This is a genomic window from Rhizobium sp. BR 249, from assembly GCF_047445895.1.
Classification (GTDB): domain Bacteria; phylum Pseudomonadota; class Alphaproteobacteria; order Rhizobiales; family Rhizobiaceae; genus Rhizobium.
Genome location: NZ_JARWKX010000032.1, coordinates 23,607 through 50,501, shown reverse-complemented (window position 1 = coordinate 50,501; position 26,895 = coordinate 23,607). Strand labels below are relative to the sequence as shown.

General features: G+C 61.9%; 25 protein-coding genes. 14 read left to right on the top strand and 11 right to left on the bottom strand.

Annotated features, from left to right (window positions below; translation table 11 throughout):
* Positions 1 to 8 precede the first annotated feature (8 nt).
* The 6 genes from QD408_RS24125 to QD408_RS24100 form a co-directional block, all read right to left on the bottom strand.
* A complete protein-coding gene (locus QD408_RS24125; protein WP_414141035.1) occupies positions 9 to 911 on the bottom strand; it encodes a DUF6030 family protein in 903 nt (300 codons plus the stop codon).
* Between the two features lie 250 nt (positions 912 to 1,161).
* Positions 1,162 to 3,198 carry a methyl-accepting chemotaxis protein gene (locus QD408_RS24120; RefSeq protein ID WP_414141028.1) on the bottom strand — a complete coding sequence of 679 codons (2,037 nt, stop codon included), beginning with the start codon at positions 3,196 to 3,198 and terminating at the stop codon, positions 1,162 to 1,164.
* A 297-nt stretch (positions 3,199 to 3,495) separates the two neighbouring features.
* Entirely contained in the window at positions 3,496 to 4,080 is a 585-nt protein-coding gene (locus QD408_RS24115) for an RES family NAD+ phosphorylase (RefSeq protein WP_190237470.1), read from the bottom strand.
* Positions 4,077 to 4,799: an antitoxin Xre/MbcA/ParS toxin-binding domain-containing protein gene (locus QD408_RS24110; RefSeq protein WP_414141027.1), complete on the bottom strand. Its 723-nt coding sequence runs from the start codon at positions 4,797 to 4,799 to the stop codon at positions 4,077 to 4,079. Before QD408_RS24110 ends, QD408_RS24115 begins: the two co-directional genes overlap by 4 nt.
* Before the next feature lie 109 nt (positions 4,800 to 4,908).
* Positions 4,909 to 7,935: an alpha-mannosidase gene (locus tag QD408_RS24105; RefSeq protein ID WP_414141026.1), complete on the bottom strand. Its 3,027-nt coding sequence runs from the start codon at positions 7,933 to 7,935 to the stop codon at positions 4,909 to 4,911.
* A gap of 293 nt (positions 7,936 to 8,228) precedes the next feature.
* Complete coding sequence (locus QD408_RS24100) at positions 8,229 to 8,855, bottom strand: hypothetical protein (protein ID WP_414141025.1); 627 nt, start codon at positions 8,853 to 8,855, stop codon at positions 8,229 to 8,231.
* A gap of 224 nt (positions 8,856 to 9,079) precedes the next feature.
* Between QD408_RS24100 and QD408_RS24095 the strand changes: the two genes are divergently transcribed.
* Positions 9,080 to 9,268, top strand: a complete 189-nt coding sequence (locus tag QD408_RS24095; RefSeq protein WP_414141034.1) for a hypothetical protein — start codon at positions 9,080 to 9,082, stop codon at positions 9,266 to 9,268.
* A 64-nt stretch (positions 9,269 to 9,332) separates the two neighbouring features.
* Here the strand turns inward: QD408_RS24095 and QD408_RS24090 are convergent, their stop codons facing one another.
* Positions 9,333 to 9,872: a hypothetical protein gene (locus QD408_RS24090; RefSeq protein ID WP_414141024.1), complete on the bottom strand. Its 540-nt coding sequence runs from the start codon at positions 9,870 to 9,872 to the stop codon at positions 9,333 to 9,335.
* Positions 9,873 to 9,922: 50 nt separating this feature from the next.
* Positions 9,923 to 10,132, bottom strand: coding sequence for a hypothetical protein (locus QD408_RS24085; protein ID WP_414141023.1), 210 nt, complete (start codon positions 10,130 to 10,132; stop codon positions 9,923 to 9,925).
* 114 nt (positions 10,133 to 10,246) lie between these two features.
* Here QD408_RS24085 and QD408_RS24080 point away from each other — a divergent pair, with 114 nt between their 5' ends.
* Complete coding sequence (locus QD408_RS24080; RefSeq protein ID WP_088683231.1) at positions 10,247 to 11,386, top strand: ROK family transcriptional regulator; 1,140 nt, start codon at positions 10,247 to 10,249, stop codon at positions 11,384 to 11,386.
* A gap of 3 nt (positions 11,387 to 11,389) precedes the next feature.
* On the opposite strand, the gene QD408_RS24075 is transcribed toward QD408_RS24080, so the two are convergent.
* Positions 11,390 to 12,436 (bottom strand): Gfo/Idh/MocA family protein, encoded by a 1,047-nt coding sequence (locus tag QD408_RS24075; protein WP_088683256.1) that lies wholly within the window; start codon positions 12,434 to 12,436, stop codon positions 11,390 to 11,392.
* A 338-nt stretch (positions 12,437 to 12,774) separates the two neighbouring features.
* Here QD408_RS24075 and QD408_RS24070 point away from each other — a divergent pair, with 338 nt between their 5' ends.
* From QD408_RS24070 to repC, 9 genes are all read left to right on the top strand, one after another.
* On the top strand, positions 12,775 to 14,073 hold the full coding sequence (locus QD408_RS24070; RefSeq protein ID WP_088683232.1) for an ABC transporter substrate-binding protein: 1,299 nt from the start codon (positions 12,775 to 12,777) through the stop codon (positions 14,071 to 14,073).
* A gap of 188 nt (positions 14,074 to 14,261) precedes the next feature.
* Positions 14,262 to 15,191, top strand: a complete 930-nt coding sequence (locus tag QD408_RS24065; RefSeq protein WP_088683233.1) for a carbohydrate ABC transporter permease — start codon at positions 14,262 to 14,264, stop codon at positions 15,189 to 15,191.
* Entirely contained in the window at positions 15,188 to 16,030 is an 843-nt protein-coding gene (locus QD408_RS24060) for a carbohydrate ABC transporter permease (protein ID WP_088683234.1), read from the top strand. Before QD408_RS24065 ends, QD408_RS24060 begins: the two co-directional genes overlap by 4 nt.
* A 42-nt stretch (positions 16,031 to 16,072) precedes the next feature.
* Positions 16,073 to 17,308 carry an ROK family transcriptional regulator gene (locus tag QD408_RS24055; protein ID WP_414141022.1) on the top strand — a complete coding sequence of 412 codons (1,236 nt, stop codon included), beginning with the start codon at positions 16,073 to 16,075 and terminating at the stop codon, positions 17,306 to 17,308.
* A 27-nt stretch (positions 17,309 to 17,335) separates the two neighbouring features.
* On the top strand, positions 17,336 to 18,190 hold the full coding sequence (locus QD408_RS24050; RefSeq protein WP_414141033.1) for a sugar phosphate isomerase/epimerase family protein: 855 nt from the start codon (positions 17,336 to 17,338) through the stop codon (positions 18,188 to 18,190).
* Positions 18,191 to 18,212: 22 nt separating this feature from the next.
* Positions 18,213 to 19,274, top strand: a complete 1,062-nt coding sequence (locus tag QD408_RS24045; RefSeq protein ID WP_414141021.1) for an ABC transporter ATP-binding protein — start codon at positions 18,213 to 18,215, stop codon at positions 19,272 to 19,274.
* Between the two features lie 239 nt (positions 19,275 to 19,513).
* Positions 19,514 to 20,722: a plasmid partitioning protein RepA gene (repA, locus tag QD408_RS24040; protein WP_414141020.1), complete on the top strand. Its 1,209-nt coding sequence runs from the start codon at positions 19,514 to 19,516 to the stop codon at positions 20,720 to 20,722.
* Between the two features lie 70 nt (positions 20,723 to 20,792).
* On the top strand, positions 20,793 to 21,767 hold the full coding sequence (repB, locus tag QD408_RS24035; RefSeq protein WP_414141019.1) for a plasmid partitioning protein RepB: 975 nt from the start codon (positions 20,793 to 20,795) through the stop codon (positions 21,765 to 21,767).
* 212 nt (positions 21,768 to 21,979) lie between these two features.
* The gene (gene repC / locus QD408_RS24030; protein ID WP_414141018.1) at positions 21,980 to 23,284 is read left to right on the top strand and encodes a plasmid replication protein RepC; all 1,305 of its coding nucleotides are present in this window, start codon (positions 21,980 to 21,982) and stop codon (positions 23,282 to 23,284) included.
* Here the strand turns inward: repC and QD408_RS24025 are convergent.
* On the bottom strand, positions 23,271 to 23,816 hold the full coding sequence (locus QD408_RS24025) for a PIN domain-containing protein (RefSeq protein WP_414141032.1): 546 nt from the start codon (positions 23,814 to 23,816) through the stop codon (positions 23,271 to 23,273). The genes repC and QD408_RS24025 overlap by 14 nt on opposite strands.
* Before the next feature lie 74 nt (positions 23,817 to 23,890).
* On the opposite strand from QD408_RS24025, the gene QD408_RS24020 reads away from it, so the two are divergent.
* The gene (locus QD408_RS24020; protein WP_414141017.1) at positions 23,891 to 24,385 is read left to right on the top strand and encodes an excisionase family DNA-binding protein; all 495 of its coding nucleotides are present in this window, start codon (positions 23,891 to 23,893) and stop codon (positions 24,383 to 24,385) included.
* Positions 24,386 to 24,424: 39 nt separating this feature from the next.
* On the opposite strand, the gene QD408_RS24015 is transcribed toward QD408_RS24020, so the two are convergent.
* Positions 24,425 to 24,901, bottom strand: coding sequence for a ProQ/FINO family protein (locus QD408_RS24015; protein WP_414141016.1), 477 nt, complete (start codon positions 24,899 to 24,901; stop codon positions 24,425 to 24,427).
* A 242-nt stretch (positions 24,902 to 25,143) separates the two neighbouring features.
* Between QD408_RS24015 and panC the strand changes: the two genes are divergently transcribed.
* Positions 25,144 to 26,061 (top strand): pantoate--beta-alanine ligase, encoded by a 918-nt coding sequence (panC, locus tag QD408_RS24010; protein ID WP_414141015.1) that lies wholly within the window; start codon positions 25,144 to 25,146, stop codon positions 26,059 to 26,061.
* A complete protein-coding gene (gene panB / locus QD408_RS24005) occupies positions 26,058 to 26,879 on the top strand; it encodes a 3-methyl-2-oxobutanoate hydroxymethyltransferase (RefSeq protein WP_414141014.1) in 822 nt (273 codons plus the stop codon). The genes panC and panB overlap by 4 nt, the downstream gene beginning before the upstream one ends.
* Positions 26,880 to 26,895 lie beyond the last annotated feature (16 nt).

Here is a 26,895-nt window from a genome sequence, read left to right as displayed (position 1 = left end):
TTTGATGCTCAGCCACAGTTCCAGCTTGATCTCGGACCTGCCGATGCGGTCGAAGCGGATGATGTTTGCGGGATGCGTGAATCTGCCGGCGCCAGCCAGCGGTCTGCCGAAAAATACGCCCTGGTTCTTGCCTGCGAACCTGGAGCCGCCCTGAGGCCAAGGGCAAAATTAAAGCTGTTTTCGCTGCCGGCTTCGCGCGTGAAGCTGAGATAAGAGCCGAACCGTTCCGTTTCGACATGGCGAAGGCTTCGGATCGATGCAAGCGTATCTTCAAAATCACGCCAGCACGCGTGCTTCACGATGATCTCGAAAATGCGCAGGACATCAGGGGCGAGGCGCCCCTCGGCATCCACCTTCGGCCCGACGATCTTGGCGCGGATCTCGACGATATCGCCCATTTCGTTTCCGCGAACCCTGAGGAAGGTCGAACTGAGCGGCCGCACCTCATCCCGTTCGTAGATGCGCTGGAAATAACATTCATAATCGCGATTGCGCATCGATGCGGCCTTCCACTCGCTCACCTCGATGCCGGCCTCTCGAAGCGCGCCGCAAATATTGACGCCAGGGACCAGCCACACCCGCAGAAACTGACTTGCCAAATCAAGCTTCGGCAGCTCGATCAGATGCCGCGATATGGATATCGGCGGAAGAGGCAAAGGAGCAGCCGTATCAGCGTGGACGGCTATGTCAGGTGATCGGGCTGCCTTGTCGAGAGCTAGATCCTCGAAGTGCTCAACCGGGGCTCCGATGTGGCGCATTTCACGATAAAAGACAGCGATGCCTGCAAAGAGCAGAACGAAGATCAAAAGCGCCGGCCAAAACAGCCAGCGGCGGCTGTTCTGCGATGAGAACTTCCACTTCCAGGGTGGGCTGCCACGAGGAAGGCCGACTGCTGACAACACTTTACCCACGGCGTCACCTCGCAAACCTGCGACCAACGGCATTGGTCGGCGCACGGCCAATCAGCCCCCTGCGGCGCATCCTTCTGAGGCGAGCTACGATGTGAAAGCGGGTGCACCCGACTCATCTACGACACCCGCGATTCTGATGTCGAGTATATTAGCCGTCAAGCAAGAACCTCGGAGTAGGGAGTCGACAACCCGAGGTTTTCCCCGGGGATGCCAGTCTGCCGCGCTGATCCGTCTTCGCGGCCGCTTCTCCTCAGAACTCCTCCCACGACGATGCGGCGGCCGCCGTTGCGGCTTTTGCGCCGAAGGCGCCGGCGAGTTTGCGGCCGAGGGCGCGCGCCGGCGAGGGTGCCGGGCGGCTTTGCGATGTGATGGCGCGCGGCGACGTCTGGGCGGCATCGAGCTTGAAGCGGGCAATCAGGCGGGCGAGATTTGCAGCCTCCTCCGCCAGCCGGTTTGCCGCCGCCGTCGATTCCTCCACCATCGCCGCGTTCTGCTGCGTCACCTGATCCATCTGGTTGACGGCGGTCGAGACTTCGGAAAGCCCGGTCGACTGCTCGCGTGCGGCCGTGGCGATCGAGCGTACATGCTCGTCGATCTTGACGACCTGGCCCTGAATGTCGCCCAGCGCTTCGCCGGTCGCCGTCACCAGCTTCACGCCGGTATGGACTTCTTCGCTGGAGCGGTTGATCAGCACCTTGATATCCTTGGCCGCATTGGCCGAACGCTGCGCCAGTTCGCGCACCTCCTGGGCGACGACGGCAAAACCCTTGCCGGCCTCGCCGGCGCGCGCCGCCTCGACACCGGCATTGAGCGCCAGAAGATTGGTCTGGAAGGCGATCTCGTCGATGACGCTGATGATCTTGCCGATTTCGCCCGAGGCCTGCTCGATCCGCCCCATGGCCGAAACGGCCTGGCTGACGACGGCGCTGGACTGGCCGGTGCTTCTCTTCGCCTCGTCGACCATGTGGCTGGCTTCCGATGCGCGCTCGGTCGAATGCTTCACCGCGACGGTAATTTCCTCCAGCGCCGAGGAGGTTTCCTCGAGCGAGGCCGCCTGCTGCTCGGTGCGCTGCGACAGATCGCCGGAGGCGGTCCGCATCTCGCCGGCGCCGCCATTGATGATGTCGACGGCCGCGCGCACCTCACCGAGCACCGAGCGCAGGTTGCTCATCGTCGTATCGACGTTTTCCTTGAGCGCGCCGAAGGCGCCCTGGAATTCGCCCTTCATGTTTTCGCTCAGGTCGCCATCGGCGAGTGCGGCAATCACGCGGCAGGTCTCGGCAATACCGCGATCGACTGCGGCGACGAGTTCATTGACGCCGGATGCGAATTGATTGAGATCCTCGTAGCCATATTCCGCGACGGCGCGGTGCGTGAAGTCGCCGGCAACAGCCGCGGTGATGACGGCATCGACGTTCCTTTGCATTTCGACGACCTTCGCGCGCTTGCCCGCGCCGGCGGCGTCGAGTTCGCGAACCTTGATGCCGTTCTGCTTGAAGACCTCAACGGCACGGGCCATCTGGCCGATTTCGTCGCGCCTCCTGGCGAAGGGGATGCCGGCGTCGAGATTGCCTTTTGCGAGATCGCTCATGCTTTCGGTGATCTCGCTGATCGGCTTTGCAATCGTCCGAGCGCCGAACACAGCGGCGGCGATCAGCGTGATGATGGTGAGCAAGCCGATGCCGAGATTGAGGTAGAGAACGAGAGCCGCTGCGGCATTCGCCTCCTCCTCAGCCTTGGCAGCCATCGTCTTTACTGCTTCCACGCCTTCATCGATCAGCTTGGACGCGTCACCCGAAACTGCCAGCAGTTTTGCCTGTGCGTCGTTCTCCTTTGCAACGAGAGAAGTGTCACCGGCTTTGAGGGCAAGCTTTCCCTTGATGATTTCGGCCATATCGCCGGTCGCTGCAAAGAGACTATCGCTCAGCGCTTTGAGCTTGACGATCCGATCCCGATTGACCTGCATACGCAGCCCAGCCATGGCATCATCGAGGTACTTCATAGCCGATTGATGGCGCGCGGCGATATAGTCAGTCGCCTTGGCAATGTCATCGGTGGATTTGGCGAGACGCAGATCGCGCACACCCACCTGCAGGCCGCGCAGTGAAGCCTTGGCATCGACCAGATCGCGCGAAACGATCAACTGACCTTCCTGATATTTTGCACGTTCGCGGACGTGTTGACCGCCCTGCCAGGTGGTCAGGAGCATGACTGCCACCAGGAAGATACCGATGCCGGAAAGCGTGGCCAATTTGATGCTGATGCGCGAAAAGATGCTTGCGGGCATGTATAGTTCCTGCTTGGCGGCAACAGGAATCTTCATATCCCCGGCTGGCTACGAATAGGCGGCCGACATCATTCGACCGAAACATCTGCGGCCGGCTTTTCGAGATCACCTTACCGTTGAAGGAGAACGGTTTTGCCATGCCTGAGCCGGCTAACAGATCAATAAAAATCTAATAAAAAGTTCACTTTTCCCGTGCCCGCAACTTGGATGCGCAATTGGGATAATGACTGCTAGAAGTGGATATGGCTGGCGGTCGCTCTTCCGTGTTGCCGAAAGCCTCTTCTCACCGATTGGACATCAATTCCCGTCTACAACGGTAACATGCAAGGTATCCAGTATGGGCACAAGTGCGGACAAACGGATGAGATCCAATGCGGGACCATCGGCATCGAGGCTCGCCGTGGCACGGTCATAGACGGCAACGCATTGCTTGTTGGTGATCCGGGACATGTAGAGGATGCCGTCGAAATCGGTGCGATCGTAGATTTCCTGGCTGAGCCGGCGTCCGCTCGTCTGCGCCCTTGCCCGAACGGCATCCGTCGCAACCCCGAGCAGGTTTGCCCCTTCGTAGCGCAGGTCGAGCAGGAAAAGCGGATTGGGATTTCGCACAGCCGCGATCGAATAGCGGTCGAATTCCTCCCGCAGGATCAATCGCTCGGCCTTGCCCTGAAACCGGTCGCGAATAATCGTTTCCGCCACCGCCGTCATGGGATCCTGAGCGAGATAGAGCAGCCGGAACTTATCCTTGGGGCTTGAAAAACGCGTCTTGCCGAAGCCCATGCCCAGCGGCGTCGCCGCATGGGCGCGCGCAATGATCCTGACATAGCCGGTCATATCAGCGCGGACGGCGAGGCGTTGCAGAACTGATTTGTCGAGCGTCATTGCGCGGCGAAATAGGTCTGAGCCGCGTCGATGACCTCGTCCGCACGATCCTGTTTCAGAAGGTCTATGGGCCTGCGCCCGCCGAGCATCGGATTCGGCTGGCAGAGCCACAGCCATGCGACCCGCTGATTGGGCACGAGAGAGCCGATCGCTCCTATGCCTTTTGCGGGACGTCCGTCGATGAATTGTTCAATCGGATAGACGTGCTTCTTCGTTCCCTTCAGCAATGCGATGACCTCGCCGGCATGCTGCCAGCGATTGAGGGTGGAGCGGGCAATTCCGAAATCGCGCTGGAGTTCGCTTGCGCCGGCAACCGGTCCGGCCCAATCCTCGAGCCTGCGGGCGACCGCAAGCTCGCCCAGCAATCGCTCGCCCTCCTCCGCAGTGACGATCTTCCCAAGCCCCTCGCCGCTGGAGGGTTCTACGCCTTGGGGAATCTCAAGCGCGATCTTGCCGCCATCCGGCGCATCGCTGAAAGCCTCCACAAGGCCACGAATGCGCCGGGCCAATTCACCCTGGCGCCTGCTGAGTTCGCGTCGCGCGCTGACGGGAAGATCGACAATGGCCGCAGCCGCCGCTCCCGCAATTCTGGCGGACAAGGCAACCGAGCCGGACTCGAACGTGGCATCGGCTTTCAGCACGTCGGCGACTTTGGCGGCAACGCGATCGGCGACCTCAGCCTGACGAGCGCGGCCAAGCTGCATCTGGGAACCAGCCATGAAACCATCTCCGTTCTTACCTGGAACTGATATAGTCTCAAATGGCCAATTTGTCCAGTTTGTCCCATTTTATCTGTAGCGGCGGAGCGTGATCCCCAAGAAAGGAATGTCAGCCCTTCCGCAGCCTCCAGGTCCTGATTTCGAAGGGCATGATATCGGCGGGGCCTTTGCGCTCCATCGGCTCTTCGAGAATGCTGAGCGGCTGCGACGCGCTCCATCCGGAAGGCAGGGTAAGGGACAGGCGGCCGCGGCGGCCGGCCGGTTCGTAGAGGCGCAGGATGAGGCCTTCGCCCTCTTCCGCGGGCTTCAGGCCCGAGAAGGCGACGGGGGTGCCCGCGACAGTCAATGGCGCGAAGCTGCCGGCGGAGAGGCCGCTCGCTTCGGCCGTCACCAGCGGCTGGTTGAGATCGAGCGCCTCGTCGAGCACGCCGCCGTCATGCCATGTGCCTTCATGCGGCATCAGCGCATAGGTGAAGCTCTGCTCGCCCTCATCGGCCAGCGGATCGGGATAGACCGGCCCGCGCACCAGGCTCATGCCGATCACATTGCCGCGGGCGCTGTGGCCGTATTTGGCATTGTTGAGGAGCGCCACGCCGAAGCCCGGCTCGCTGATATCGACGAAGCGATGGGCGGCGGCCTCGAACATCGCCTGTTCCCAGGAGGTGTTCGTGTGCGTTGCCCGCTCGACCACGCCGTAGGCGCATTCGAAGGTTGCCTTGCGCGCCTGCACGTCGACCGGGTTGACGGTGCGCAGCAGGGTGCGGCGGTCGTGCCAGTCGATCGTCGTTTCGATGTCGAGCCGCTTGGCATTGGCGGTCAGCACATAGGTCTGCGTAACGCTCGAATGCCGGTAGCGGTGGACGACGCGGATCGCCGCGCGGTGCGGGCCGCTTTCGACGAGGCTGATGCTCTCAGGCGCTTCGAGACGGATGCCCTTTTCTACATAGTCGGCATCGACATCCCAGGCATCCCAGTTGCGCGGCTTGTCGGCCGGATAGACCCAGAGCTGGTTGGCGGAGCCGGCGACCGCTTCGCGGCCGCTCGCCTTATGGATGAGGCTGGCAACAGTCCCGTCCTTGCCGATGACGACCGAGAGATGATCGTTTTCGAGGCGGTCGGCGCCGGCCTTCAGCCCGCCCGCCGGCTTCAGCGCCTGCCTGTCGAAGACGGCGACCGACAAGGGAGCGACGATCTCGGCGGCCGAAAGCGCCGTGCCGTCTGCCAGCCTGGCGTTCACCGGGCGGGCCGCAAGCGACGGATTGACGACGATGAGGGCGTCCGTGACCCCGCCCTTCGGCAGATTGGCCGACAGCGCCAGCAAGGCCTTGGCCTGTTCGGCCTTGGCATGGTCGATGACGCCGCCGAGCTCCTGCTCCGCATCCTGATAGACTTCGCGGATGCTCGAACCCGGCAGGATGTCGTGGAACTCGTTCTTCAGCACCACGCGCCAGTCCGCCTCCAGGCTTTTCGGCTTTTCGGCGCCGAGCAGATGGGCAAGCGACGCGAGGGTCTCGGCGGTGATCAGCGCGCGTTCGGCCTGGCGGTGCTTGCGCTTGACGCCGCTTTGCGTCGTCAGCGTGGCGCGGTGCAGTTCGAGATAGATTTCGCCGTCCCAGACGGGAAGCTTCTTCTCCGAAGCGGTTTTGTGCGCCCGCTCGTAGAAGCTTTTGACGGTGCCCCAACGGGCCTGCGGGATCGCCGGAAAATCGCGCAGCTGCACTTCCCGCTCCACCATTTCAGGCGTCACGCCGCCGCCGCCGTCGCCATAGCCGACGGCGAGAAGCGAGGTATCGTGCTGCACCTTGCCGCGGAAATTCTTCCATGTCGGCACATAGCAGTCGGCCTGCACGAAGCCGTTATATCCCTGCATCGGATTGTCGAAGGTGTGGGTCAGCACCTGGCTGCCATCGAGGCCCTTCCACCAGAAGAGATCGGAGGGGATGTGGTTGGTCTCGCTCCAGTTGACCTTGATCGTGAAGAAGCTGTCGATGCCGCCCTGTCTCAGGATCTGCGGCAGGGCGCCGGAAAAACCGAAGCAATCCGGCAGCCAGCACACCGTATGGCGCGCGCCGAAGGTCTTTTCGAAATAACGCTGGCCGTAGAGAACCTGGCGGACGAGGCTTTCGCCCGTGGGCATATTGGTGTCGGGCTCCACCCACATGCCGCCGACGGTTTCCCACTTTCCTTCCGCGACCTTCTCCTTGATGCGGTCGAGAAGCTCCGGATCTTCCTCTTCCATCTGCGCGTAATAGTGGGCGGTCGACTGGTTGAAGCGGAAATCGTCGGAGCGCTCCATCAGCGACAGCGCCGTATTGAAGGTGCGCCGCATCTTCCGCCGCGTCTCGCGATAGGGCCAGAGCCAGGCAAGGTCGATATGCGCATGACCGGTCAGCAGCAGTTCGCCATTCGGGGGGAAGCGCTTCTGCAGCTCCTTCAACCGCGCCGTCAGCGCCTCGAAAGCGGAAGCCGCCGAAGCGCTCTGCTCGTCGGAGAGGCCCGCCGGGTTGGCCTCGAGCTCTGGCAGCTCCCAGATCTTCTGCTGCATCACGGCGCCTGATGTGCGGGAGATGTAAGCCGCCGTATCCGACGGCCAGTCCAGGCTGCGCAGGGCCTGCTCGGCGGCATCGATCAGATGCGGCACGACCTCATGCTCGCCGAGTACGCCGATCGCCTCGACAACCTGTTTCAACAGAAGATGCAGGCGATGAGCAGGGCCGTCCAGCCAGATAAACCGGGCCTTGTTCAACCGCGGCGCCCGGTTCGGCTCGCCGAACGGAAAGCGCGCGACGCTTTCCGTCGTAATCGAGAACCGGCGGCCTTTGACCGGGAATTCCTGATGATAGGGATCGAGACCGAATGTTTCACTCTCGCCGCCGGGGTAGCTCAGCGTGATCAGGCTCTCGCCGCCGAGATCGAGCTGCAGCCGGATATCTTCGAGCGGCCAGTTCGCCGGCGCCTCGGCGCTGACGGCAAAATGCACCACGCCCTGGCGATGCGGCCAATCCTGATGATGGGCGATCGGCTCGCCCTCGAAGGTCCAGCCGTCGATCGGGCTGCTGTACCGGTCCCGCCAATGCGCGAGCTCGGCGATACGGACCTTCAGGCTGTCGAGGCGTTGGGCAATGGTGAGCGGCATGGCTTATCCTGTTCAAAAATCGGCGGCGCGCGATCCGGAATCATGGCTTTGGGAGATGAAGATGGTGCGACAGGGATCGCAAATGCCGACCCCTCCTCCCAGCGGGTCCGGCTGACGCTTAGATTAAGTAACTTTGATTTGGCGTCAAGTGCGGATGAGAGTGATGGATGCAGGCATTCTTAAAGCACGGTTTAGACCCTTCGTATCCGCCACCACGGTTGATGGGAGGCGGGTTCAAAGGAGAGGCACGATCCTCGTGTCATGCAGAGAGATGATTCAGTGCGATTGAAAGGCTATTCGTTACGAAGATCGATTGCATCGGAAGGGGCTTTGATCCGATCTCGCTTCGTGTCGAAAATTTCCGTCATCACGGGGAATCCGGTAGGGGTGGCTCCAACGAACTGGCGGGTGGTTTTGATGATCTTTGAAGTTGCCGTAGAAATCACGACTTCTGATTTAGCGTTATAGCCATTTCTTGCCCACTCCACCTGAAAAACCTTCACGGGCACTGCTCCATAAAGGCTGTCGGAAGCGTTCGAGCAATGCCGGAAAACGGCTCCGATACCATCTACCGTCTTGCGCAGCCCACGGTATCGCAAATGCCATCTACCGAGCCCCTCCCGATCATAGGCTAAATCGCCAATGAAGACTTGAAGTAAGAGCAACTCGAAAGCACCCGTCGGTTGAACGCCGTAGAGCCGGGTCGCGTAAGCACCTCCTACGGTGCGCTCATAGGAACGGTTGACGAAATCACAGGAAGGGTCTTCGCCCGGCAGGCGGTCGTGCAAGCCGAAAGACCGACGATCTTCTTGCGCGGCAGACTGCGATGAGACCGACAGAACGAAGAGCAGAATTAAAGCGAAGAAGCTGAGGCGCATGGTGACCTGGTAGACGAGCGAGAATTTCTCTAATCGCTTCATATGGCACGCAAATCCAGAATCCAATTCGCCATTTACGCGAGGTGACACTCGCGCCTCGCCGGGCTCTGGCTTCCTGCATCAATGAAGCGCCATGAAACCGGAGCGATACGAAAGCCGATGGACGTTGAAAGAATAACGAAATCTTGATCGGCAACGACAGTTACCGGATCGCCGCATCGGCCCTATTTCCCAGCAATTACGCGGGCATCGATGGGGAGGGTGGGATGCTTCAGATTCGCAAATCATTGGCAGCCGTGGCTGCTGTCATCGCGGTTGCCGTGTCGTTATCATCCTGCACGACGAGCTCAAGCGATCGGGTTCAGACCGGTTCGGTCGGATATGGCAGTGCCGACTTTTCGCTCCGGCCGGCCTGCCGCTCCGGATTCGGCAATGATCGTCCTTGCAGCTATTAGAGGAACGGCTGCTCGACGGCGAGCTCAGGAGATGAGCTGTCGGAAGCGGAAATTTCATCCCGCCTCAGCTCTGTCGTGAGCGTTCAAAATAGCGATTCACGATGTCCTTGACTTCGCTTGAACTGAACCCCGGAATCCATCTGTGCGGTATGGCGAAGGTCCTTTCAAGAGGCTGCCGCTTGCGCAACTGTTCAAGTATCTCCGGTTCAGCCTCCTTGCTCACAGTAAGATAGATAAATCCCGCCTGCCCGGTCTCTGGGATATCGACACGTTCGATCATTGACCAAGGGATGAGCTTCGGCAGCCTTTGAGCAGCGATGCCGTCGGGCCCGATCACCATTACGGGCTTCGTGAAGTCCGTCTTCCGAGCGTTTACCACAACATAGACGATGAGGGCGAGGAAGATGATCGCGGCCAAGCCCTCTCCGACGCCGCTCGTGCGTCTGCTCATTTCGATCTGCCCAAGGGCGATCAGTGCGAGGTAGACGAAAATGAGTGCCATGACGCCAAGGACCATGAAGAGCGCTCTGACGCTCCCTCGCAATACCAAAATTGGCTGGGTGGGGTTCGGGTCGCCGGCGGCGGGAGAATGTTCATCGGTCATGTTTGAAATCGATCTTTAGGTTAGGTCTCGCTTCAGATGAGAAAACCATTTCATGCCGCCTGCTCGACCCAGTATTTTATCACCATCAATGCAGCCGCCTTGCTGAGCAGGACATCGCGCTCCTCCGTCAAATCTTCTTCGAAACGCTCGCATAGCTTTTCATAGACGGCGAAAAGAGCAGCGTTATCGTCTCCACGATAACGCTGCTCTAAGCGAACGATCGTTGACATCAACTCGGCCGTAGTCGGTATGGACGCCATTCTGACCTCCTGAAGCAGCCAACGGAACTAGTTAGCTTCACGTCTATTGGAAAATCGTTACGAACACCGACAAGCGTGTTACACAGCCGAAATGTTGCTCTAGGAAAGACAGTCATGCGGTATCTTCGGTCAGGGCCGCGTCGGCTTCACACGCAGGAGATGGGCGCGCCGCGCGCCAAAACGGTGGGTCTGAGGTCGGGGGAGATCGCCGACCGGAACATTCGCGTCATTCTGGAGGCCATCCGCCGGCATGGGCCGCTGACGCGCACCGAGCTTGGGCGGCATAGCGGGCTGACCGGGCCTGGCATTACCAATATTCTGCGCAGGCTGGCCGAAGAGAAGCTCGTGACGTCGAACCGGCGCAACGGGCTTGGCGGCGGGGCGACGGCGACGGAATTCGCGCTGCGGCCGGAGGGCGCGTTTTCGATCGGCGTCAAGCTTCGCCGGACGCGCGGCGAGATCGTGCTGATCGATCTCAGCGGCCAGGTGCATGACCGGGTCTATTTCGACGTCGAACCGGAAGACGGGGTCGGCGCGGTGCACGCGGCGGTGAGGGACATGGCGGATCGCCATGCGACATTGCCGATTGTCGGGCTCGGGATCGCCGCCAACGATTGGAATGATGCGCTGAGCGAGCAGCTCTCCGCGATGTCGGCGATCTCGCGCCTCTACGTCGAGAACGAGTGCACGGCGAGCCTGCTTGCCGAGCGCACGATCGGCAGTTCCACGCCGGAAGGCGGGCTCGCGATGATCATCATCGATGACGACGTGCAGGCCGGTTTCCTCATTCGCGGCATTCCCTATTCCGGCGTGCATGGGCGGGCGGGCAGCATCGGCGAAATGCTGACCGGGCCTGATAATCTCCAGCTCAACACCGTCGTCGGTTTTTCCTCCCTGCGCTCACGCATCGGCGACGAGGACTTCGCGCGCCTGCTGAAGGGCGAGGAATTTTCCTCGCCGTCGCTGTCGCAATGGATACGCGAGGCGGCCGGCCATCTGCTCGACCCGATCATCGCCATGGCCGGCTTCATCGCCCCGAGCGTCGTCATGATCGGCGGCGACCTGCCGCAGGGCGTGATCGAAGCGCTGATCCACCAGCTCTCCGTCGAGCGGCGCGACACCTCGACCAGGCCGCTGCTGACGCCCTGGATTTCGCCGATGCGGCCGGCAAGCTTCAGTGGCGGCGGCGTGGCGCTGGGTGCTGCCCTCCTGCCCTTTCTCAACACGCTTCTGCTGCCGCCGGCTTCTGCATGATGATCAAGTCAGCACCTCGTCGGCGTGGCTGAGATCGGAGGCGAGCGCCTTGTCGAGCACTTTCTGGATGTTGGCGGCACGGCGGAAGGAGGGCTCCTGGGTCTTGCCCGCCCGCACCGCCTGGACGAAGCGCTGGTAGTTCGTCTCGACGGGATCGAAGGGCACGTCGCGCCATGTCGCGGTGTGCACGTCTTCGCCAAGGCAGGCGCGCAGCGTCGATTTGCCGGTATCGTAGATCATCTCGATCGAACCGGTTTCGCCGTAGACCCGAAGGCGCAGCTGATCCATCTGGCCGGCCGCCGTGCGCGTCGCCTGGATCGTGCCGATCGCGCCATTGGTGAAATCGACATTCATCGTGAAGCTGTCATTGGCGTCGAGATCATAGTCGCCGATCTTATCGTCAGGCGCCTTGCTGAAGGTCTTCAGCCGCGCAAAGACATGAGCGACGTCGAGGCCTGAGCCGTAGGAGGCGAAATCGACGATATGGATGCCGATGTCGCCGAGCGCGCCGTTCGAACCGTGCTTCTTGCTGAGCCGCCACAGCCATTTGCTTTCGCTCTTCCAGTCGCCCCAATGGCGGCCGACCAACCAGCTTTGCAGGTGCGAGGCCTCGACATGGCGCACCGCGCCGATCTCGCCGGCGAGCACCATCTGCCGGCCCTTCTGCAGCGCCGGCGAATTGCGGTAGGTGAAATTGACCATGCCGACCTTGCCGGCCCGTTCGATCGCCTCGGTCATTTCCATCGCCTTGACCGCATCGGTGGCAAGCGGCTTTTCGCAGAAGACATGTTTGCCGGCGGCAATCGCCTGCAGCGTCGTCGGGTGGTGGATGCTGTCGGGCGTGACGTTCGCCACCGCGTCGAATTCACCCCAGGCAAGCGCCTCCTCGAGCGAGGTGAAATGATTGGCGATGCCGTGTTCGGTGCAGAAGGCGGCAAGCCGCTCCGGAACGACATCGACGCCGCCGACGACGCTGACGCCTTCGATCGCCTTGAAGCGCGCGGCGTGCTGGTTGGCCATGCCGCCGGTGCCGAGAATGAGTAAACGCATCTTCTCCTCCATGGACAGTTTCCGGCCGCACGCAGCCAGGCAAAACCAAACCCGCCATCGCGGCCATCCGCGATCGCTCGTGTTTTCTCTTTAGGAAAATTGCGGGTCGATGCGCCGCGCGTCCGACCGGACGTCGCCATCACTTTAATTTGGCGCAGGTCCCTTCCGAAAACCGGGACGCGCGCTAGCTGCTGTTGAATGTCGCCAGCATCTCAACCTCCCAAGCTCTGGCTTGACATCAAATCAAAGTAACTTAATCTAATTAATGCAGCACGGAAATGAGGAGAGGTCAACCGACCGCCAGGCTGTATTCGTTCAAAATGGGGAGGAGACCCATCATGAAGAGCGCAACCGTCAGCGCATTGGCGCTGAGCACTATCTTATTTTCAGCATCGACGATTTTTGCCCAGGAACTTGCCACCAAAGACCGGATCGGCCTTGCCGATGCGGCCAAAACCCTCGTCGTCCGCCTGACGAACGACAGCCCGAACAATTCCGATCCCGCCATCGCCGAGGGCTACCAGAAGCTCTTCGTCGATTTCATCAAGAAGCATCCGGACTGGAAATTGCAGATGCAATTCATGTCCTCCGACATCGGCACCGAACAGGCCAAGATGCTGGAGCAGGCCAAGGCCGGCAACGCGCCGGATTGCGCCGCCGTCGATTCCTTCGTGCTGTCGCAGTTCATGGTCAACAAGGTGCTGGCCGATTTCACGCCCTATTTCTCCAAGGAAGAAGTGGACGATCTCTTCCCCTTCATCCGCAGCGGCATCACCGATAAGGACCAGACGGTGCGCGCCTGGTGGTGGGATACGGACCTTCGCGTGCTCTACCGCAACAAGTCTGTCGTCGCTGATGCGCCTGCGACCTGGGACGACCTGAAGAAGGCTGCGCTCGCCTCCACCAAGGAAGGCATGGAAGGCGTGCTCTTCAACGGCGGGCGCTGGGAAGGGACGACCTTCGACTGGCTCGCCAATTATTGGGCGCTCGGCGGCAAGCTCGTCGACGATTCGGGCAAGCCCGTCTTCGGCGAAGGCGAGAACAAGGAGAAATTCCTGAAGGCGCTGAACTACTTCAAGGATCTCGTCGATTCCGGCGCGGCCCCCAAGCGCGTCACCACCATCGCCAACTACGACGACATGAACGCGGCGGCGGCAGCCGCGACGACGGCGCTCTTCATCGGCGGCAACTGGCAATATGCGCAGCTGAAGTCGACGCTCGACGAGGAGGAATTCAAGAACTGGACCTTCTCGCCGATCCCCGGCCCGACCGCCGACCAGAAATCGACAGGAACCGGCGGCTGGACGATCGCCTCCTTCAGCAAGGACAAGGACAAGGTGGAGATGTGCGCCAACCTGGCGCGCGAGGTCTATATGGGACCGGCAAACGCGCTGCAGCAGCAATTGCCGACCCGCAAGTCGCTGTTCGACAAGTACGAGGTCTTCTCGACGGAAGCCAACAAGACCTTCGCCAATGCGCTGGTCGACGGCCAGGCACGCCCGGGCGTGCCGATCTATCCGGAGATCTCGAACCAGATCCAGATCATGATGGGCGACGTGCTCTCGGGAACGAAGAAACCGGAGGAAGCCCTGGACGCCGCATTCAGCGCGGCGATGGAGGCTTACAAGCGTCTGTGATGTTAGGGATCGCGGCTTGCCCCTCATCCGGCTGCCGCCACCTTCTCCCCGCWWGCGGGGAGAAGGGAACATGCCGCAAGCTCTCCGTTCCCATCCACCTCTCGCGGGGCAACGTCCCCTCTCCCCGCGAGCGGGGAGAGGGTTAGGGTGAGGGGCAGCCATCCGCACGAACGGGGACAGAGAAGCCAATGAGCCCTATTGCCATCGAGGCTGACAGCCCGCCTCAAAGCAGAACGTTCATGCGCCGGTTCGCCGGTGCGCCGCTGCCCTGGATCATGCCCGTGATCATCGTCATCGGCATATTCTACCTCTATCCCGTCATCGATGTTTTCCGGCTGTCCTTCACCAATGCGACGCTGATCGGCGACACCCAGGATTATACGCTGGGCTCGATCGCCAATGCGCTGAGCTCGCCGCAACTGCCCGACATTCTCTGGGCGACGCTGATCTTCGTCGGCGGCAGCGTCATCGGCCAGCAGATCCTCGGCCTTGCGGTCGCCGTCACCGTCATTCGCGGCGAAAAGCGCGGGTTGTTCGGCACCACGATCCTGAGGACGACGGCGCTCGTCGCCTGGGTGGTGCCGGGCATAGCAGGCGGCATCATCTGGCAGATGCTGTTTTCCGAAGCGCCTTACGGTGCGCTGAACAGCATATTGAGGCTGATGCACATGCCGACCGTTGCCTGGCTTTCCGACCCGGCAATGGCGCCCTGGTCGACGCTGATTTCGAACATCTGGCGCGGCACCGCCTTTTCGATGGTCGTCATGTATGCGGCGCTGAAATCGATCGACCCCTCGCTCTACGAAGCGGCGGAGGTCGACGGCGCCAGCGCCTCGCAGCAGTTCTTCTTCGTCACGCTGCCGCAGCTGCGCGCCGCCATCCTCGTCAACATGATCCTGATCACCATCCAGACGGTGAACACTTTCGATGCGATCATCACGCTGACGGGCGGCGGACCGGGGCGCGCGACCGAGGTGATCTCGCTCTATGTCTTCAACATCGTTTTCCGAAATTACGATCTCTCCGGCGGCAGCGTGCTCTCCGTGCTGATGCTGATCATCAGCCTCGGGCTCGCCTTCGTCTATGCGTCGTTCCTGCCGAAGGAGGAAGAGCAATGAGCGGACGCACCGGAAGCCGGCTCGGCGACGCCATGAGCTATCTCTTCATGCTGGTGATGTTCGTCTTCTTCGCCGGCCCCCTCACCTATCTCCTGTCGATGGCGCTGCGTGACAAGCGCGAGGTCTATCGCGGCGCGGCGCGTTACATTCCCGACAATCCCACCATCCAGAATTTCATCACCGTTCTGAACAACAGCTACTTTCCGATCTATCTCTGGAATGGCCTGAAGCTTGCGGCGCTGAGCGGGCTCGGCGTGCTGATCGTTGCGTTGCCCGCCGCTTACGCCTTCTCCCGCTTCCAGTTCCGCGGCAAGGGCCTGTCGATGATGGGGCTCCTGCTCTTCCAGATGATCTCGCCGCTCGTCATCATGGTGCCGCTCTATCGCTACATGAACCGCCTCGGCCTGCTGGACACGCATTTCGCCGTCGTCATGGTCTATATCGCCCTCGGCGTTCCGCTGGCGACCTGGCTGTTGAAAAGCACGGTCGACGGCATTCCGCGCAGCCTCGACGAGGCCGCCATGATCGACGGCTGCAACCGCTTCTCGGTCTTCTGGCGCATCATCCTTCCCCTGTCGGCACCGGGCATCGCCTCGGTCTTCATCATCACGGTCATTGCCGGCTGGTCGCAATTCCTCGTGCCTTTCCTGCTGCTCACCAAAAATGACCTGATGCCGATCGGCGTCGGAATCTTTAACTTCCGCGGCATGCAGACCGACTCGTCCATCCAGCTGCTTGCCGCCGCCTGCCTGATCTCGGTCGTTCCGGCGATCGTGGCCTTCCTGTCGCTCCAGAGGCTGATCCTCGGCGCGATGACCAGCGGCGCGGTGAAGGGATGAAGAGGTCTGCTTCACTCTCCAACGTGCGGAAGGATTGAACGCATGAACCAGACACTCGGCGCCAGGCTCTCTCCCGATCTGACGGGCGCCAATGTCGAAGACGCGGGCGAACACAACAGGGCCGTCGTGCTCCGCTGCATCCACCGCCAGGCGCCGATTTCGCGGGCCGAGATCGCGAGACGTACCGGCTTCACCAAACCGGCGATCGCCCGCATCGTCGATCGTCTGCTCGACGAGGGCCTGATCATGGAAGCCCGCCGGCGGCATGGGCTGAGGGGCCAGCCGGCGATCGAGCTCGAGATCAATCCGGACGCCTATTACGCGATCGGCATCAATATCGACCGCGATCATCTGACGATCCTGGCCGTCGACGCCGTCGGCAACGTGCGCGCCCGCGTGCACCATGAAAAACGCTTCATCCTGCCGGCGGAATTCATGCAGCTGACATCAGATGCGATCTCGCATTTCCAGCGCAGCCGGCTGATCGACGATGCGCGCCTTGCCGGCATCGGCCTCGCCATGCCGGATTGGCTCGGCGAAATCTCACTGCTCGGCAAGCCTGACGCCTATCAGGAATGGACGGAATTCGACGTGCGCGCGGCGCTCGAAAACCTGACGCAGCATCCCGTCTTCATCGAAAACGAAGCCAATGCCGCAGCCCTTGCCGAACTCGATTACGGCCTCGGCGCGGAAAGCAGCAGCTTCTTCTATATAGCCGTCAATGCCTGCCCGGGCGGCGGCCTCGTTCTCGACGGCAACGGCCATCGCGGCGCCATGGGCCTCAGCGGCGAGATCGGCTGGCTTCCGATCGCCGATGGTGACGGAGGGGCGCAGAAGGTCCAGCTTCTCGGCGAGATCTTCTCGCTGTTCTTCCTCTATGACTTCCTGGCAAAGCACGGCGTCGAGGTGCATTTCCCGCAGGATCTGCTGACGCTCGATGCGCGCGGCAAGCGCCTCGTTTCGCAATGGCTGAAGGAAATGAGCGCGCATCTGGCCGTCGCGGTCAAACATATCGCCATGATCGTCGATCCCGATGCCGTGCTCGTCGGCGGCCGGCTGCCGATCCGCATCGTCGATGAATTGCTGCGTTATGTGCACGAACATCTCGACGCCGAGGACACGAACCTGCCCTCGCTGCATCGCGCCTCGATCGGCGAGGACGCTTCGGCCATGGGCGCGGCCGCCATGCCGATGGCGGCGGCGCTGATGCTCGCGTCGGCTGATGTGGCCCAACGCACCCGCTCGCCACTCAAGAATATGGATCGACTGAACGGTTGAAACGACCGAAAGGCCCGGGAGGATATGGTGAAGATCGGCTTCTATACCTCGACACTCAATGACCGCCCGCTGGAGGAAGTGGTGGATTTCGCCGCCTCGGCCGGTTTCGAAGCGATCGAGATCGATGTCGGCGGCCATATCAAGACGCCCGAGCGGGTGGAGGACGCCGTTACGCTGGCAAGAAGCCGCGGCCTCTCCGTCTCCTCGATCACTTTTTTCGGCAATCAGCTCGATGCCGACCGCGACAAGCGCCGGGAGCTTCGGGCAAGGACAAGAGAATTTGCCGAAGCGATCGCCGCCGCCGGCGTTCCGATCTTCGTGATCTTCCCCGGCCGGGACGACACGGCGAGCGAGGAAGCCAACTACGACGACTTTGCCGATTTCGCGAACGGGCTGATCGCAGAGACGCAGGCAAGCGGCCTCACCTTCGCGATCGAGAACTGGCCGGGTCCCAGAGATAATTTCATCGGGACGACGCCGAGGGGATGGCAGGAGCTTTTCCGCCGGATTACCGACCGCCGCTTCGGCCTCGAATTCGATCCCTCGCACCTCATCCGCATCGGCGTCGATCCCTATCGGGCGCTGGAGGCGGTCAAGGATCGCATCGCCATCCTGCATGCCAAGGACACGGCGATCGACGCCGAGGCCCTGCAGGCGCTCGGCTATCACGGCAAGGGCTGGTGGCAATACAAGCTGCCGGGGCTCGGCCTGCTCGACTGGCCGCGTTTCCTCAGGCAGGCGCGCGGCTACGGTTTCGACGGCACGCTGTCGATCGAGCACGAGGATGCCGCCTATGGCTGGCCGGGCAAGGACTTGGCCGCGCGCAAAGAGGGCGAGCGTCTCGGCCTCGATTATCTCAAGAGTGTCTTGAACGGACTTTGACGGCGAATTCGGGAGGAGTTTCATGGCCCATGTTTCGGTCAGCAATGCGCGCAAGGATTACGGCGCGTTCAAAGCCATCAAAGGCGTGTCGGTCGATATCGGCGACGGCGAATTCGTCGTGCTGGTCGGCCCATCCGGCTGCGGGAAATCGACGCTTCTCAGGATGATCGCCGGTCTGGAGGGCATCACCTCGGGCAAGATCCAGATCGGCAGGCACATCGTCAACGAGCTTGCCCCGAAGGATCGCGACATCGCCATGGTGTTCCAGAACTACGCGCTCTATCCGCACATGACGGTCGCCAAGAACATGGGCTTCTCGCTACGGATGAAGCGCATGCCGAGATCGGAGATCGATCAGCGCGTCGGCAATGCGGCAAAGATCCTCGGGCTGGAAAGCCTGCTGGAGCGCTATCCCAAGCAGCTTTCGGGCGGCCAGCGGCAGCGCGTCGCCATGGGCCGGGCGATCGTGCGCGATCCCGCCGTCTTCCTCTTCGACGAACCGCTGTCCAACCTCGACGCCAAGCTGCGGGTGCAGATGCGCTCGGAGATCAAGGAGCTGCACCAGCGGCTGCAGACGACGACGATCTACGTCACCCACGACCAGATCGAGGCCATGACCATGGCCGACAAGATCGTCGTCATGAAGGACGGGCTGATCGAGCAGTCCGGCTCGCCGCTCGAACTCTACGACCGCCCGAGCAATCTGTTCGTCGCCGGCTTCATCGGCTCGCCGGCGATGAATTTCATCCAGGGCACGATGACCGAGGACGGGTTCCGCACCGAGGACGGCCTGCTGCTGCCGAGCGAACGCCGTCCGAGAGAGGCCGTGACCTACGGCATCCGTCCCGAACATATCATGCTCGACCCTAACGGCATCGAGGTGACGACAATCGTCGTCGAGCCCACCGGCTCGGAAACGCTCGTGCTCGTGCGGCTCGGAGGGCAGACGCTGACCTGCGTCTTCCGCGAGCGGATCAGGGCCGCCCCCGGCGACGTGCTGCGGATCGCGCCCGGTCACGACACCGTTCACCTGTTCGGCGCCGACGAACAGCGCATCACGACAGGCGAAACGCCGCTGAGTTAAGCCCGCCGAATGACCCCTCCCCTTCGGCCGGGCGCCGCCGGGGGCGCGCTATCAGCGCCCCCGGCCCAAATTCCCGGTCATTCCAGACATCATGCAGCGAGCGCCAAGTGCTTGAACGAGCACCGAAAAGGTTAATATGCGTTAACCTTAAATTTCTTGGACGGTATCGGAGAATCGCGGATAATAACGGTTACAGGGGCTTTTGAGCCCGAAAATCGTTATCCGAGAGATTGCTGCCGATGAACGCTAATTCGAACGCCTTGAAGGCCGCGCCGTCGCATTTCGAGGATCAGATTCTCGAACACGGCGACGTGATTTCGAAGAAGCTGCATCTGCTCAGCGTGCAGCGCTTCCCGCCGAACGCGAAGAAGACGCTGCGCAGCTTCTCTCTTGCCGAGGTCGCCAATTACGTCGGGGCGTCGCAGAGCACGCTGAAGAAACTGCATCTCGAAGGCAAAGGCCCCTGCCCGCGGACCTCGCCCTCCGGCCGCCGCTCCTACAGCGCCGAGCAGATGCTGGAGCTCAGGCGCTATCTCGATGCGCATGGCCGGTCCGAAAGCCGCATGTATGTGCCCCATCGCCGCGGCCATGAGAAATTGCAGGTGATCGCCGTCGTCAACTTCAAGGGCGGCTCGGGCAAGACGACGACAGCGGCCCATCTTGCCCAGCACCTGGCGCTGACCGGCCATCGCGTGCTGGCCGTCGATCTCGATCCGCAGGCCTCGCTCTCTTCCCTGCACGGCTTCCAGCCGGAATTCGACCAGGCCTCGTCCCTCTACGAAGCGATCCGCTATGACGGCGAGAAGAAGCCGCTCTCCGAGATCATCCACAAGACGAATTTTCCCGGCCTCGATATCGTGCCGGCCAATCTCGACCTGCAGGAATATGAATACGATACGCCGCTCGCCATGGCCGACAAATCGAGCAATGACGGCAAGACCTTCTTCACCCGCATCTCGCGCGCGCTCGCCGAAGTCGACGACCGCTACGACGTCGTCGTCATCGATTGCCCGCCGCAACTCGGCTATCTCACGCTGACGGCGCTGACGGCGGCGACGAGCGTCTTGATCACCATCCATCCGCAGATGCTCGACGTCATGTCGATGGGCCAGTTCCTGCTCATGCTCGGCGGCATCCTGAAACCGATCCGCGCCGCCGGCGCCGAGGTGAACCTCTCCTGGTATCGCTATCTCATCACGCGCTACGAGCCGACCGACGTGCCGCAGGCCCAGATGGTCGGCTTCATGTCGACGATGTTCCACGAGTTCATGCTGAAGAACCAGATGGTCAAATCCACCGCGATCTCGGATGCCGGCATCACCAAGCAGACACTCTACGAGGTCGAACGCGCCTCGATGAACCGGGGAACCTATGATCGCGCCCTGGAGGCGATGGACGCGGTCAATGCGGAGATCGCCGGCCTCATCCACCAGGCATGGGGGCGGTGATTTTGTCGGCTGACAAATTCGCCGTTTCCGTGAAGCAAATCAATACAATGACCGCAATCGGAGGACGCTGATGGCACGAAAGAATCTGCTGGAAGGGCTGGCCGATATGCCCGATGAGAACGCGGGCACTGCGAATTATCCGATGCGCGGCGCGGGCCGGTCGCTCGTTCGTTCGCTGGATGAGCTCGCCAAGCAGGCGGAAAAATTCCTCAAGGGCGAGGCGGTGGTCGATCTCGACCCCGATCTCGTCGAGGCCTCCTTCGTCAAGGACCGGCTGTCCGAGGACGACGAGGATTTTCACGCGCTGGTGGAAGCGATCCGTGCGCGCGGACAAGACACGCCGATCCTGGTGCGTCCCCACGCCAGGATCGACGGACGTTATCAGGTCGTCTTCGGCCACCGGCGGCTTCGCGCCGCCCGCGAGCTCGGCCGCAATGTCCGCGCCGTCGTCAAGGCGATCGACGACCGGACGCATGTCATCGCCCAGGGTCAGGAGAATTCGGCGCGCGCCGACCTCACCTTCATCGAGCGCGCACTCTTCGCGAGGCAACTGGAGGAACTCGGCTACGACAGGGAGGTCGTCTCGACCGCACTCGCCGCCAATGCGGCTTCGGTCTCGAAGATGCTGTCGATCATGGACCGCATCTCGCCGGAGGTCGTCCAGGCGATCGGACCCGCGCCCGGCGTCGGCCGCGAGCGCTGGGTGGAGCTTTCGCTGCTCGCCGGCAAATCGGCCAATGCGGCAAGTGTCGCCAAGGTCCTGCAAGACGACAACTTTCATCAGCTACCTTCCGACAAACGTTTCGAAGCGCTCCATGCGGCGCTCAATAAAAGCGCGCGGCCGGTCAAGAAAACCGTCGCCGTGAGGAAGGTGAAATGGCAGCCGCTAGACAAGGCGGTGCAGGCGGAAATGAAGAATGACGGCAAGGCGTTCTCGCTCTCGATGAAGGCGAAAAATGCCGGCCGCTTCGGGGAATTTCTCTCCGGCAGGCTGGATGCGCTCTATGAGCAATTCCTCGCCGAGGAGGGCAAACAAGGAGACTGAAACCGCAAAAGAAAAAGGCCCCCAAACGAACGAGTCGTGGAAGCCCTTCTCACATCCTTAAGCAAGACAGAGAATCGCATTTTCACGAATCCCAGTCAAGAGTCCTGCAGCGCCTCCGCGTCTTTTCAGACGCGTAAGTGATGCTGCGGCACTTTTCTTCCTCGCATCGTTTCGGTGAGCGGATTTCTTTTGCCTGATGAGAGGTGAAGGAAATGGAGAGTGACTATGTGACGACGCCCTTCGGGCGGCGGCCGATGTCGCTTGCCATGCTGCTGAAACAGCGGCGCGGCGAAGCGATCGCGGCCGGAACGACGCGCAACAAATGGAAGCTGTTCCGATCGGTCTGCGAGGCCCGGGCAGGGCTCGACGTGACGGACCGGGCGCTGACGGTGCTCGATGCGCTGCTGACATTCTATCCCGAGGACGAACTCTTCAGCGAAAAGCCGCTGGTGGTCTTTCCCTCCAACGCGCAGCTTTCCCTCAGAGCCCGCGGCATGGCCGCCGCAACGCTGCGCCGGCATCTCGCCGTGCTGGTCGAAGCCGGCCTCATCTCCCGCAAGGACAGCCCGAACGGCAAGCGCTATGTGCGCCGCGGCCGGGAAGGCGGGATCGACGAGGCCTACGGCTTCAGCCTCGCACCGCTTCTCGCCCGCGCCGGCGAGATCGAGACGATGGCGGCGCGCATCGCCGCCGACCGCCAGATGCTGCGCGGCATGAAGGAGCGGCTGACGATCTGCCGCCGCGACATCGCCAAGCTGATTTCAGCAGCCATCGAAGAAGCCGTTCCCGGCGATTGGGAGCGCATGTCTTCGATGTTCCAGGCGATCCTGCAGCGCATTCCGAGGGCGGCAAATCTGGAAAACCTCACGCCGATCCTGGAAGAACTCGAGGCAACCCGCGAAAATATCGTCAACCTGTTGGAACTGCATGAAAAAATGCGGATGCCGAGCACCAGTGAATCCCAGATTGAGCGCCACATACAGAATTCTCACCCAGAATCCCTATCTGAATCTGAACCGGGCTTGGAAACGGAGCAGGAGGAGCAGGCCGACCGAAATCATCAGCCGGGAACGAAGCCGAGCAAGGACAGCTTGGAAGCGCAAGCCGATGGCGGGGAGGGACCGCCCTTTGCCATCCGGACGAGAGCCGGAAAACCGAAATCCTTCCCACTCGCCACGGTTCTCCAGGCCTGCCCCGACATTGCCGATTACGGCCCGGGCGGCGCGATCGGCAGTTGGCGCGATCTCATGACGGCTGTTATCGTGGTGCGCAAGATGCTTCACGTCAGCCCCTCGGCCTATGAGCAGGCGTGCTCGGTGATGGGACCGGAAAACGCCGCCACCGTCATGGCCTGCATCCTGCAAAGGGGAGGGAGCATTACTTCCGCCGGCGGATATCTCCGGGACCTCACGCGGCGCACCGAGCGAGGTGAGTTTGCGTTGGGCCCGATGCTGATGGCGCTGCTGCGGGCAAAAAGCTCGGCTGAGGATGATTGCAAGCGGATCAACGTTGCGTAAGAGCTTGGAGAGCCCGTTCGGCGAACCGGGGTGAGGTGAGGGCGAGTCTTCCGATCAGTTCGCTTGTGGTCAGCCTTGGTCGCCGATAGGCCGCTGCCTGCATGGTTAGCGCCTTCAGTACCTTTGCCTTACTTTTCACGAGGATTTCGGTGAGAAATTCGTCAGGAGTCAAGGCAACGATACCGTCGGGAAGATTGCTGAAATCGCGGATGTTCGACGTCACGATAACCGCAGCTTCCGCCGCGACAGCCGCTGCAACGACATGCCGATCCTTCGGATCATTTCGCATGGTCGGCTCGATCTCTTCCCAGCCTTCCACGTTCGCTTCAGGAAACGCTTCCTGCATAGCCGTTCGCAATGTTTCCGCTCTCGACGGTTCCATGCCGTAGTCGCTGATCAAGTTGCGTGTCATCTCCTCGAGAATGCGAGGTGACCAGTGAACCCGAAAACAATCTTCCGACGCAACGCGCAGCAGTGTATCCCGCAGCAGCATGGGGAACAGGACATTGGCATCAAGAACAGCGACCAGCATATTCACCACGCAATTTCCCGATCGTCACCACTAAGTTGGTTGCGTTTATAGCGTTTGAATGCCATGTTACCGGCATGGCCACACCCCATCGCACATCGTCCGACAAAAATCCTGCCAAAACGTCGAATGCCGTTCCGGCACCCGAGAGATCTGCTGCTGCCCGCATAGCATCTCTTTTGCGGGCGGCTTCGGAAAAGCAGCAGGGCAACGTTCAGGTCATCGACGCCGACGGCGAGCGCTTCGAAGTGCCGCGTGTCTTGGCCGAGATCATCTATCAAGCGGCCGAATTTCTCGCCGAGGGGCGCCCCGTGACGGTGCTGCCCGATGAAGAGATGCTGTCGACGCAGGCTGCGGCGGATATCCTCAATGTTTCCCGGCAGTATCTGGTCCGACTGGTCGATGCGGGAGAGCTCCCGGCGGAAGTGGTCGGCAGCCACCGCCGCCTGCGGGCAACGAACGTTGCAGCATTCAAGGCGGCGCGAGACGCCAAGCGGACCTCGGCGCTGGATCGGCTGACGTCGCTGAGTGAGGACGTCGATGGCTATGCGCTCGGAAACAAGCCGCGCTAACGGAACCTGAACGTCACGCCGCTCGACGCCCAAATCGCCCTACCGCGCAACGTTCCTCTTGCCGAGAAGGGCGGCCCGGATCTGCTCGCTCTTGCTGATAACGGGAGGGGGAAGCACCACGGGCGCCGGCTCGGGCTCCTCGGTCTTGGCGGCGGTGTGCTTGAGGCTCAGGAAACGCTTCTGGGCGACCAGGCGGTCTTCCTCCGACAGCGCTTCCACCGGCTCGCCGTCGAGGTTATGGCGCATGGAATCGGGCTGGGCGCTGGCGAAATAATAGCGGCGGCAATGGACATAGGCAGCGGTCGCGCGCCTCAGCGTCGTCACGCCGGCATCGGGCTTCAGGAGCGGGCGCAGCTCGTTGAACAGGCCGACGGCGAAGGGGAGGACCGGATCGCCGGGCTTGGCCGGAAGCACGCCGACCGGCCGGATCAACAGCGTGTTGATCGCGTTTGCCTTCTCCACGTCGAGCTCGGTCGCCGCGATCGGCCCGCGGCTGATCTTCCAGGGTTTGTCCATGCATCCTCCATAACGGCCGACTGTGATGGTATCTTGACGGAGAGGGTAGATAGAGGTGCAGGTCGCACATTGCTAGCCCTGCGGCAAGCCGCGCGCGAGATGCCGTTTCCGGGCGGATACAGGCCGGCCTGATCCGCCTGCCATGTATATAATCGTTTTTTGTCGCGGAAGTGCATTGACCTCCCGCATCGATTACACTTCTTATCCGCGCGCAAGATGGTGACCGGCCGCGGGGAGGATGTATGCGGGTTTTCTCGAATATTGAAGAGCTGCGCCACACGCTCGATGCGCTGAAGCGGCAGGGGCGTACCATCGGCCTCGTTCCGACGATGGGTTATCTCCATGCCGGCCATCTCAAGCTCGTCACGCGTGCGCGGGCGGAAAACGACATCGTCGTCGTCTCGATCTTCGTCAATCCGCTGCAGTTCGGCCCGGCCGAAGACCTCGGCAAATATCCGCGCGATCTCGAACGCGATGGCGCCATGCTCAAGCAGGCCGGCGTCAATTTCCTCTTCGCGCCCGGCGTCGAGGACATGTATCCCCGCCCGATGCAAACCGTCGTCGACGTTCCCGATCTCGGCCGCGAGCTCGAAGGCGCGGTCAGGCCCGGCCATTTTGCCGGTGTCGCCACCGTCGTCTCCAAGCTTTTCAACATCATCCAGCCGCAGACCGCCTATTTCGGCGAGAAGGACTACCAGCAGGTCGTCATCATCAAGCGCATGGTGGAGGATCTCGCCATGCCGGTGCGGGTGATCCCGGTGCCGACGGTGCGCGACAGCGATGGCCTCGCCTTGTCCTCGCGCAATGTCTATCTCAACCCCGATGAGCGGCGCGCGGCGGTGATCGTGCCGCAGACCCTCGACGAGGCCGAGCGCCTCGTCGCCGAGGGCCTGACCGATGCGCAGGACCTCGAGGCGAAGCTCAACGCCTTCATCGGCCGCGAGCCTCTGGCGAAGGCCGAGGTCGTCGCCGTCAGGGATGCCGAAACGCTGGCGCCGGTCGCCTCGATCGAAGACCCGGTCGTCGTGGCGCTCTTCGTGCGGATCGGGACGACGCGATTGCTTGATAACCGAGTGATCCGCAGCCGGGCGAGCGGGAACGACAAAGTCATCCGGGACAACCGGATCGCCGGCCAGCCGGGAAAGGGAGTGACGAAATGAGCGCCACCGGATCTCAGAAGCGCCTGACGCCGACGCGCATCGCGGCCATGAAGGGCGGCAAGCCGATCGTCTCCCTCACCGCCTATACGACGCCGATGGCGCGCCTCCTCGATGAGCATTGCGACCTGCTGCTGGTCGGGGATTCGCTCGGCATGGTGCTCTACGGCATGGAGACCACCATCGGCGTGACGCTCGACATGATGATCGCCCATGGCAAGGCGGTGATGCGCGGCGTCGCCCATGCCTGCGTCGTCGTCGATATGCCCTTCGGCAGCTATCAGGAATCGAAGGAGGCCGCCTTCCGCAACGCCGTGCGCATCATGCAGGAAACCGGCTGCGACGCCGTCAAGCTCGAAGGCGGCGAGGAGATGGCCGAGACCATCGCCTTCCTGACCAAGCGGGGCATTCCCGTCCTCGGCCATATCGGCCTGATGCCGCAGCTGGTCCATACATCAGGCGGCTATCGCTCGGTCGGCCATTCCGAACACGAGACCTCGAAGATCCGCCGCGACGCGCATGCGATCGGCGGCTCGGGCGCCTTCGCCGTCGTCGTCGAGGGCACGGTGGAGCCGCTCGCCCGGGAGGTGACGACATCGGTGCACATCCCGACCATCGGCATCGGCGCCTCCTCAGCCTGCGACGGCCAGATCCTGGTCTCCGACGACATTCTCGGCCTCTTCAACGATTTCAAGCCGCGTTTCGTCAAGCGCTACGACGAACTCGGCAAGAGGGTCGCGGACGCCGCCGCCGCCTATGCCGACGAGGTGCGCTCGCGAAAATTTCCAGCGGCCGAACATACGTTCAAACGCCGCACCTGAGGCGGGGATGCCCGCC

Bases quoted from the DNA above. Each gene is read 5' to 3' on its own strand.
- QD408_RS24020 (WP_414141017.1), top strand. From the start codon at position 23,891: ATGGCCACACCCCATCGCACATCGTCCGACAAAAATCCTGCCAAAACG.
- repB (WP_414141019.1), top strand. From the start codon at position 20,793: ATGGCACGAAAGAATCTGCTGGAAGGGCTGGCCGATATGCCCGATGAG.
- QD408_RS24085 (WP_414141023.1), bottom strand. From the start codon at position 10,132: ATGGCGTCCATACCGACTACGGCCGAGTTGATGTCAACGATCGTTCGC.
- QD408_RS24055 (WP_414141022.1), top strand. From the start codon at position 16,073: ATGAACCAGACACTCGGCGCCAGGCTCTCTCCCGATCTGACGGGCGCC.
- QD408_RS24015 (WP_414141016.1), bottom strand. From the start codon at position 24,901: ATGGACAAACCCTGGAAGATCAGCCGCGGGCCGATCGCGGCGACCGAG.
- QD408_RS24025 (WP_414141032.1), bottom strand. From the start codon at position 23,816: ATGCTGGTCGCTGTTCTTGATGCCAATGTCCTGTTCCCCATGCTGCTG.
- QD408_RS24080 (WP_088683231.1), top strand. From the start codon at position 10,247: ATGCGGTATCTTCGGTCAGGGCCGCGTCGGCTTCACACGCAGGAGATG.
- repC (WP_414141018.1), top strand. From the start codon at position 21,980: ATGGAGAGTGACTATGTGACGACGCCCTTCGGGCGGCGGCCGATGTCG.
- QD408_RS24120 (WP_414141028.1), bottom strand. From the start codon at position 3,198: ATGCCCGCAAGCATCTTTTCGCGCATCAGCATCAAATTGGCCACGCTT.
- QD408_RS24090 (WP_414141024.1), bottom strand. From the start codon at position 9,872: ATGACCGATGAACATTCTCCCGCCGCCGGCGACCCGAACCCCACCCAG.
- QD408_RS24110 (WP_414141027.1), bottom strand. From the start codon at position 4,799: ATGGCTGGTTCCCAGATGCAGCTTGGCCGCGCTCGTCAGGCTGAGGTC.
- QD408_RS24075 (WP_088683256.1), bottom strand. From the start codon at position 12,436: ATGCGTTTACTCATTCTCGGCACCGGCGGCATGGCCAACCAGCACGCC.
- QD408_RS24045 (WP_414141021.1), top strand. From the start codon at position 18,213: ATGGCCCATGTTTCGGTCAGCAATGCGCGCAAGGATTACGGCGCGTTC.
- QD408_RS24115 (WP_190237470.1), bottom strand. From the start codon at position 4,080: ATGACGCTCGACAAATCAGTTCTGCAACGCCTCGCCGTCCGCGCTGAT.
- panB (WP_414141014.1), top strand. From the start codon at position 26,058: ATGAGCGCCACCGGATCTCAGAAGCGCCTGACGCCGACGCGCATCGCG.
- repA (WP_414141020.1), top strand. From the start codon at position 19,514: ATGAACGCTAATTCGAACGCCTTGAAGGCCGCGCCGTCGCATTTCGAG.
- QD408_RS24105 (WP_414141026.1), bottom strand. From the start codon at position 7,935: ATGCCGCTCACCATTGCCCAACGCCTCGACAGCCTGAAGGTCCGTATC.
- panC (WP_414141015.1), top strand. From the start codon at position 25,144: ATGCGGGTTTTCTCGAATATTGAAGAGCTGCGCCACACGCTCGATGCG.
- QD408_RS24095 (WP_414141034.1), top strand. From the start codon at position 9,080: ATGCTTCAGATTCGCAAATCATTGGCAGCCGTGGCTGCTGTCATCGCG.
- QD408_RS24060 (WP_088683234.1), top strand. From the start codon at position 15,188: ATGAGCGGACGCACCGGAAGCCGGCTCGGCGACGCCATGAGCTATCTC.
- QD408_RS24070 (WP_088683232.1), top strand. From the start codon at position 12,775: ATGAAGAGCGCAACCGTCAGCGCATTGGCGCTGAGCACTATCTTATTT.
- QD408_RS24100 (WP_414141025.1), bottom strand. From the start codon at position 8,855: ATGAAGCGATTAGAGAAATTCTCGCTCGTCTACCAGGTCACCATGCGC.
- QD408_RS24065 (WP_088683233.1), top strand. From the start codon at position 14,262: ATGAGCCCTATTGCCATCGAGGCTGACAGCCCGCCTCAAAGCAGAACG.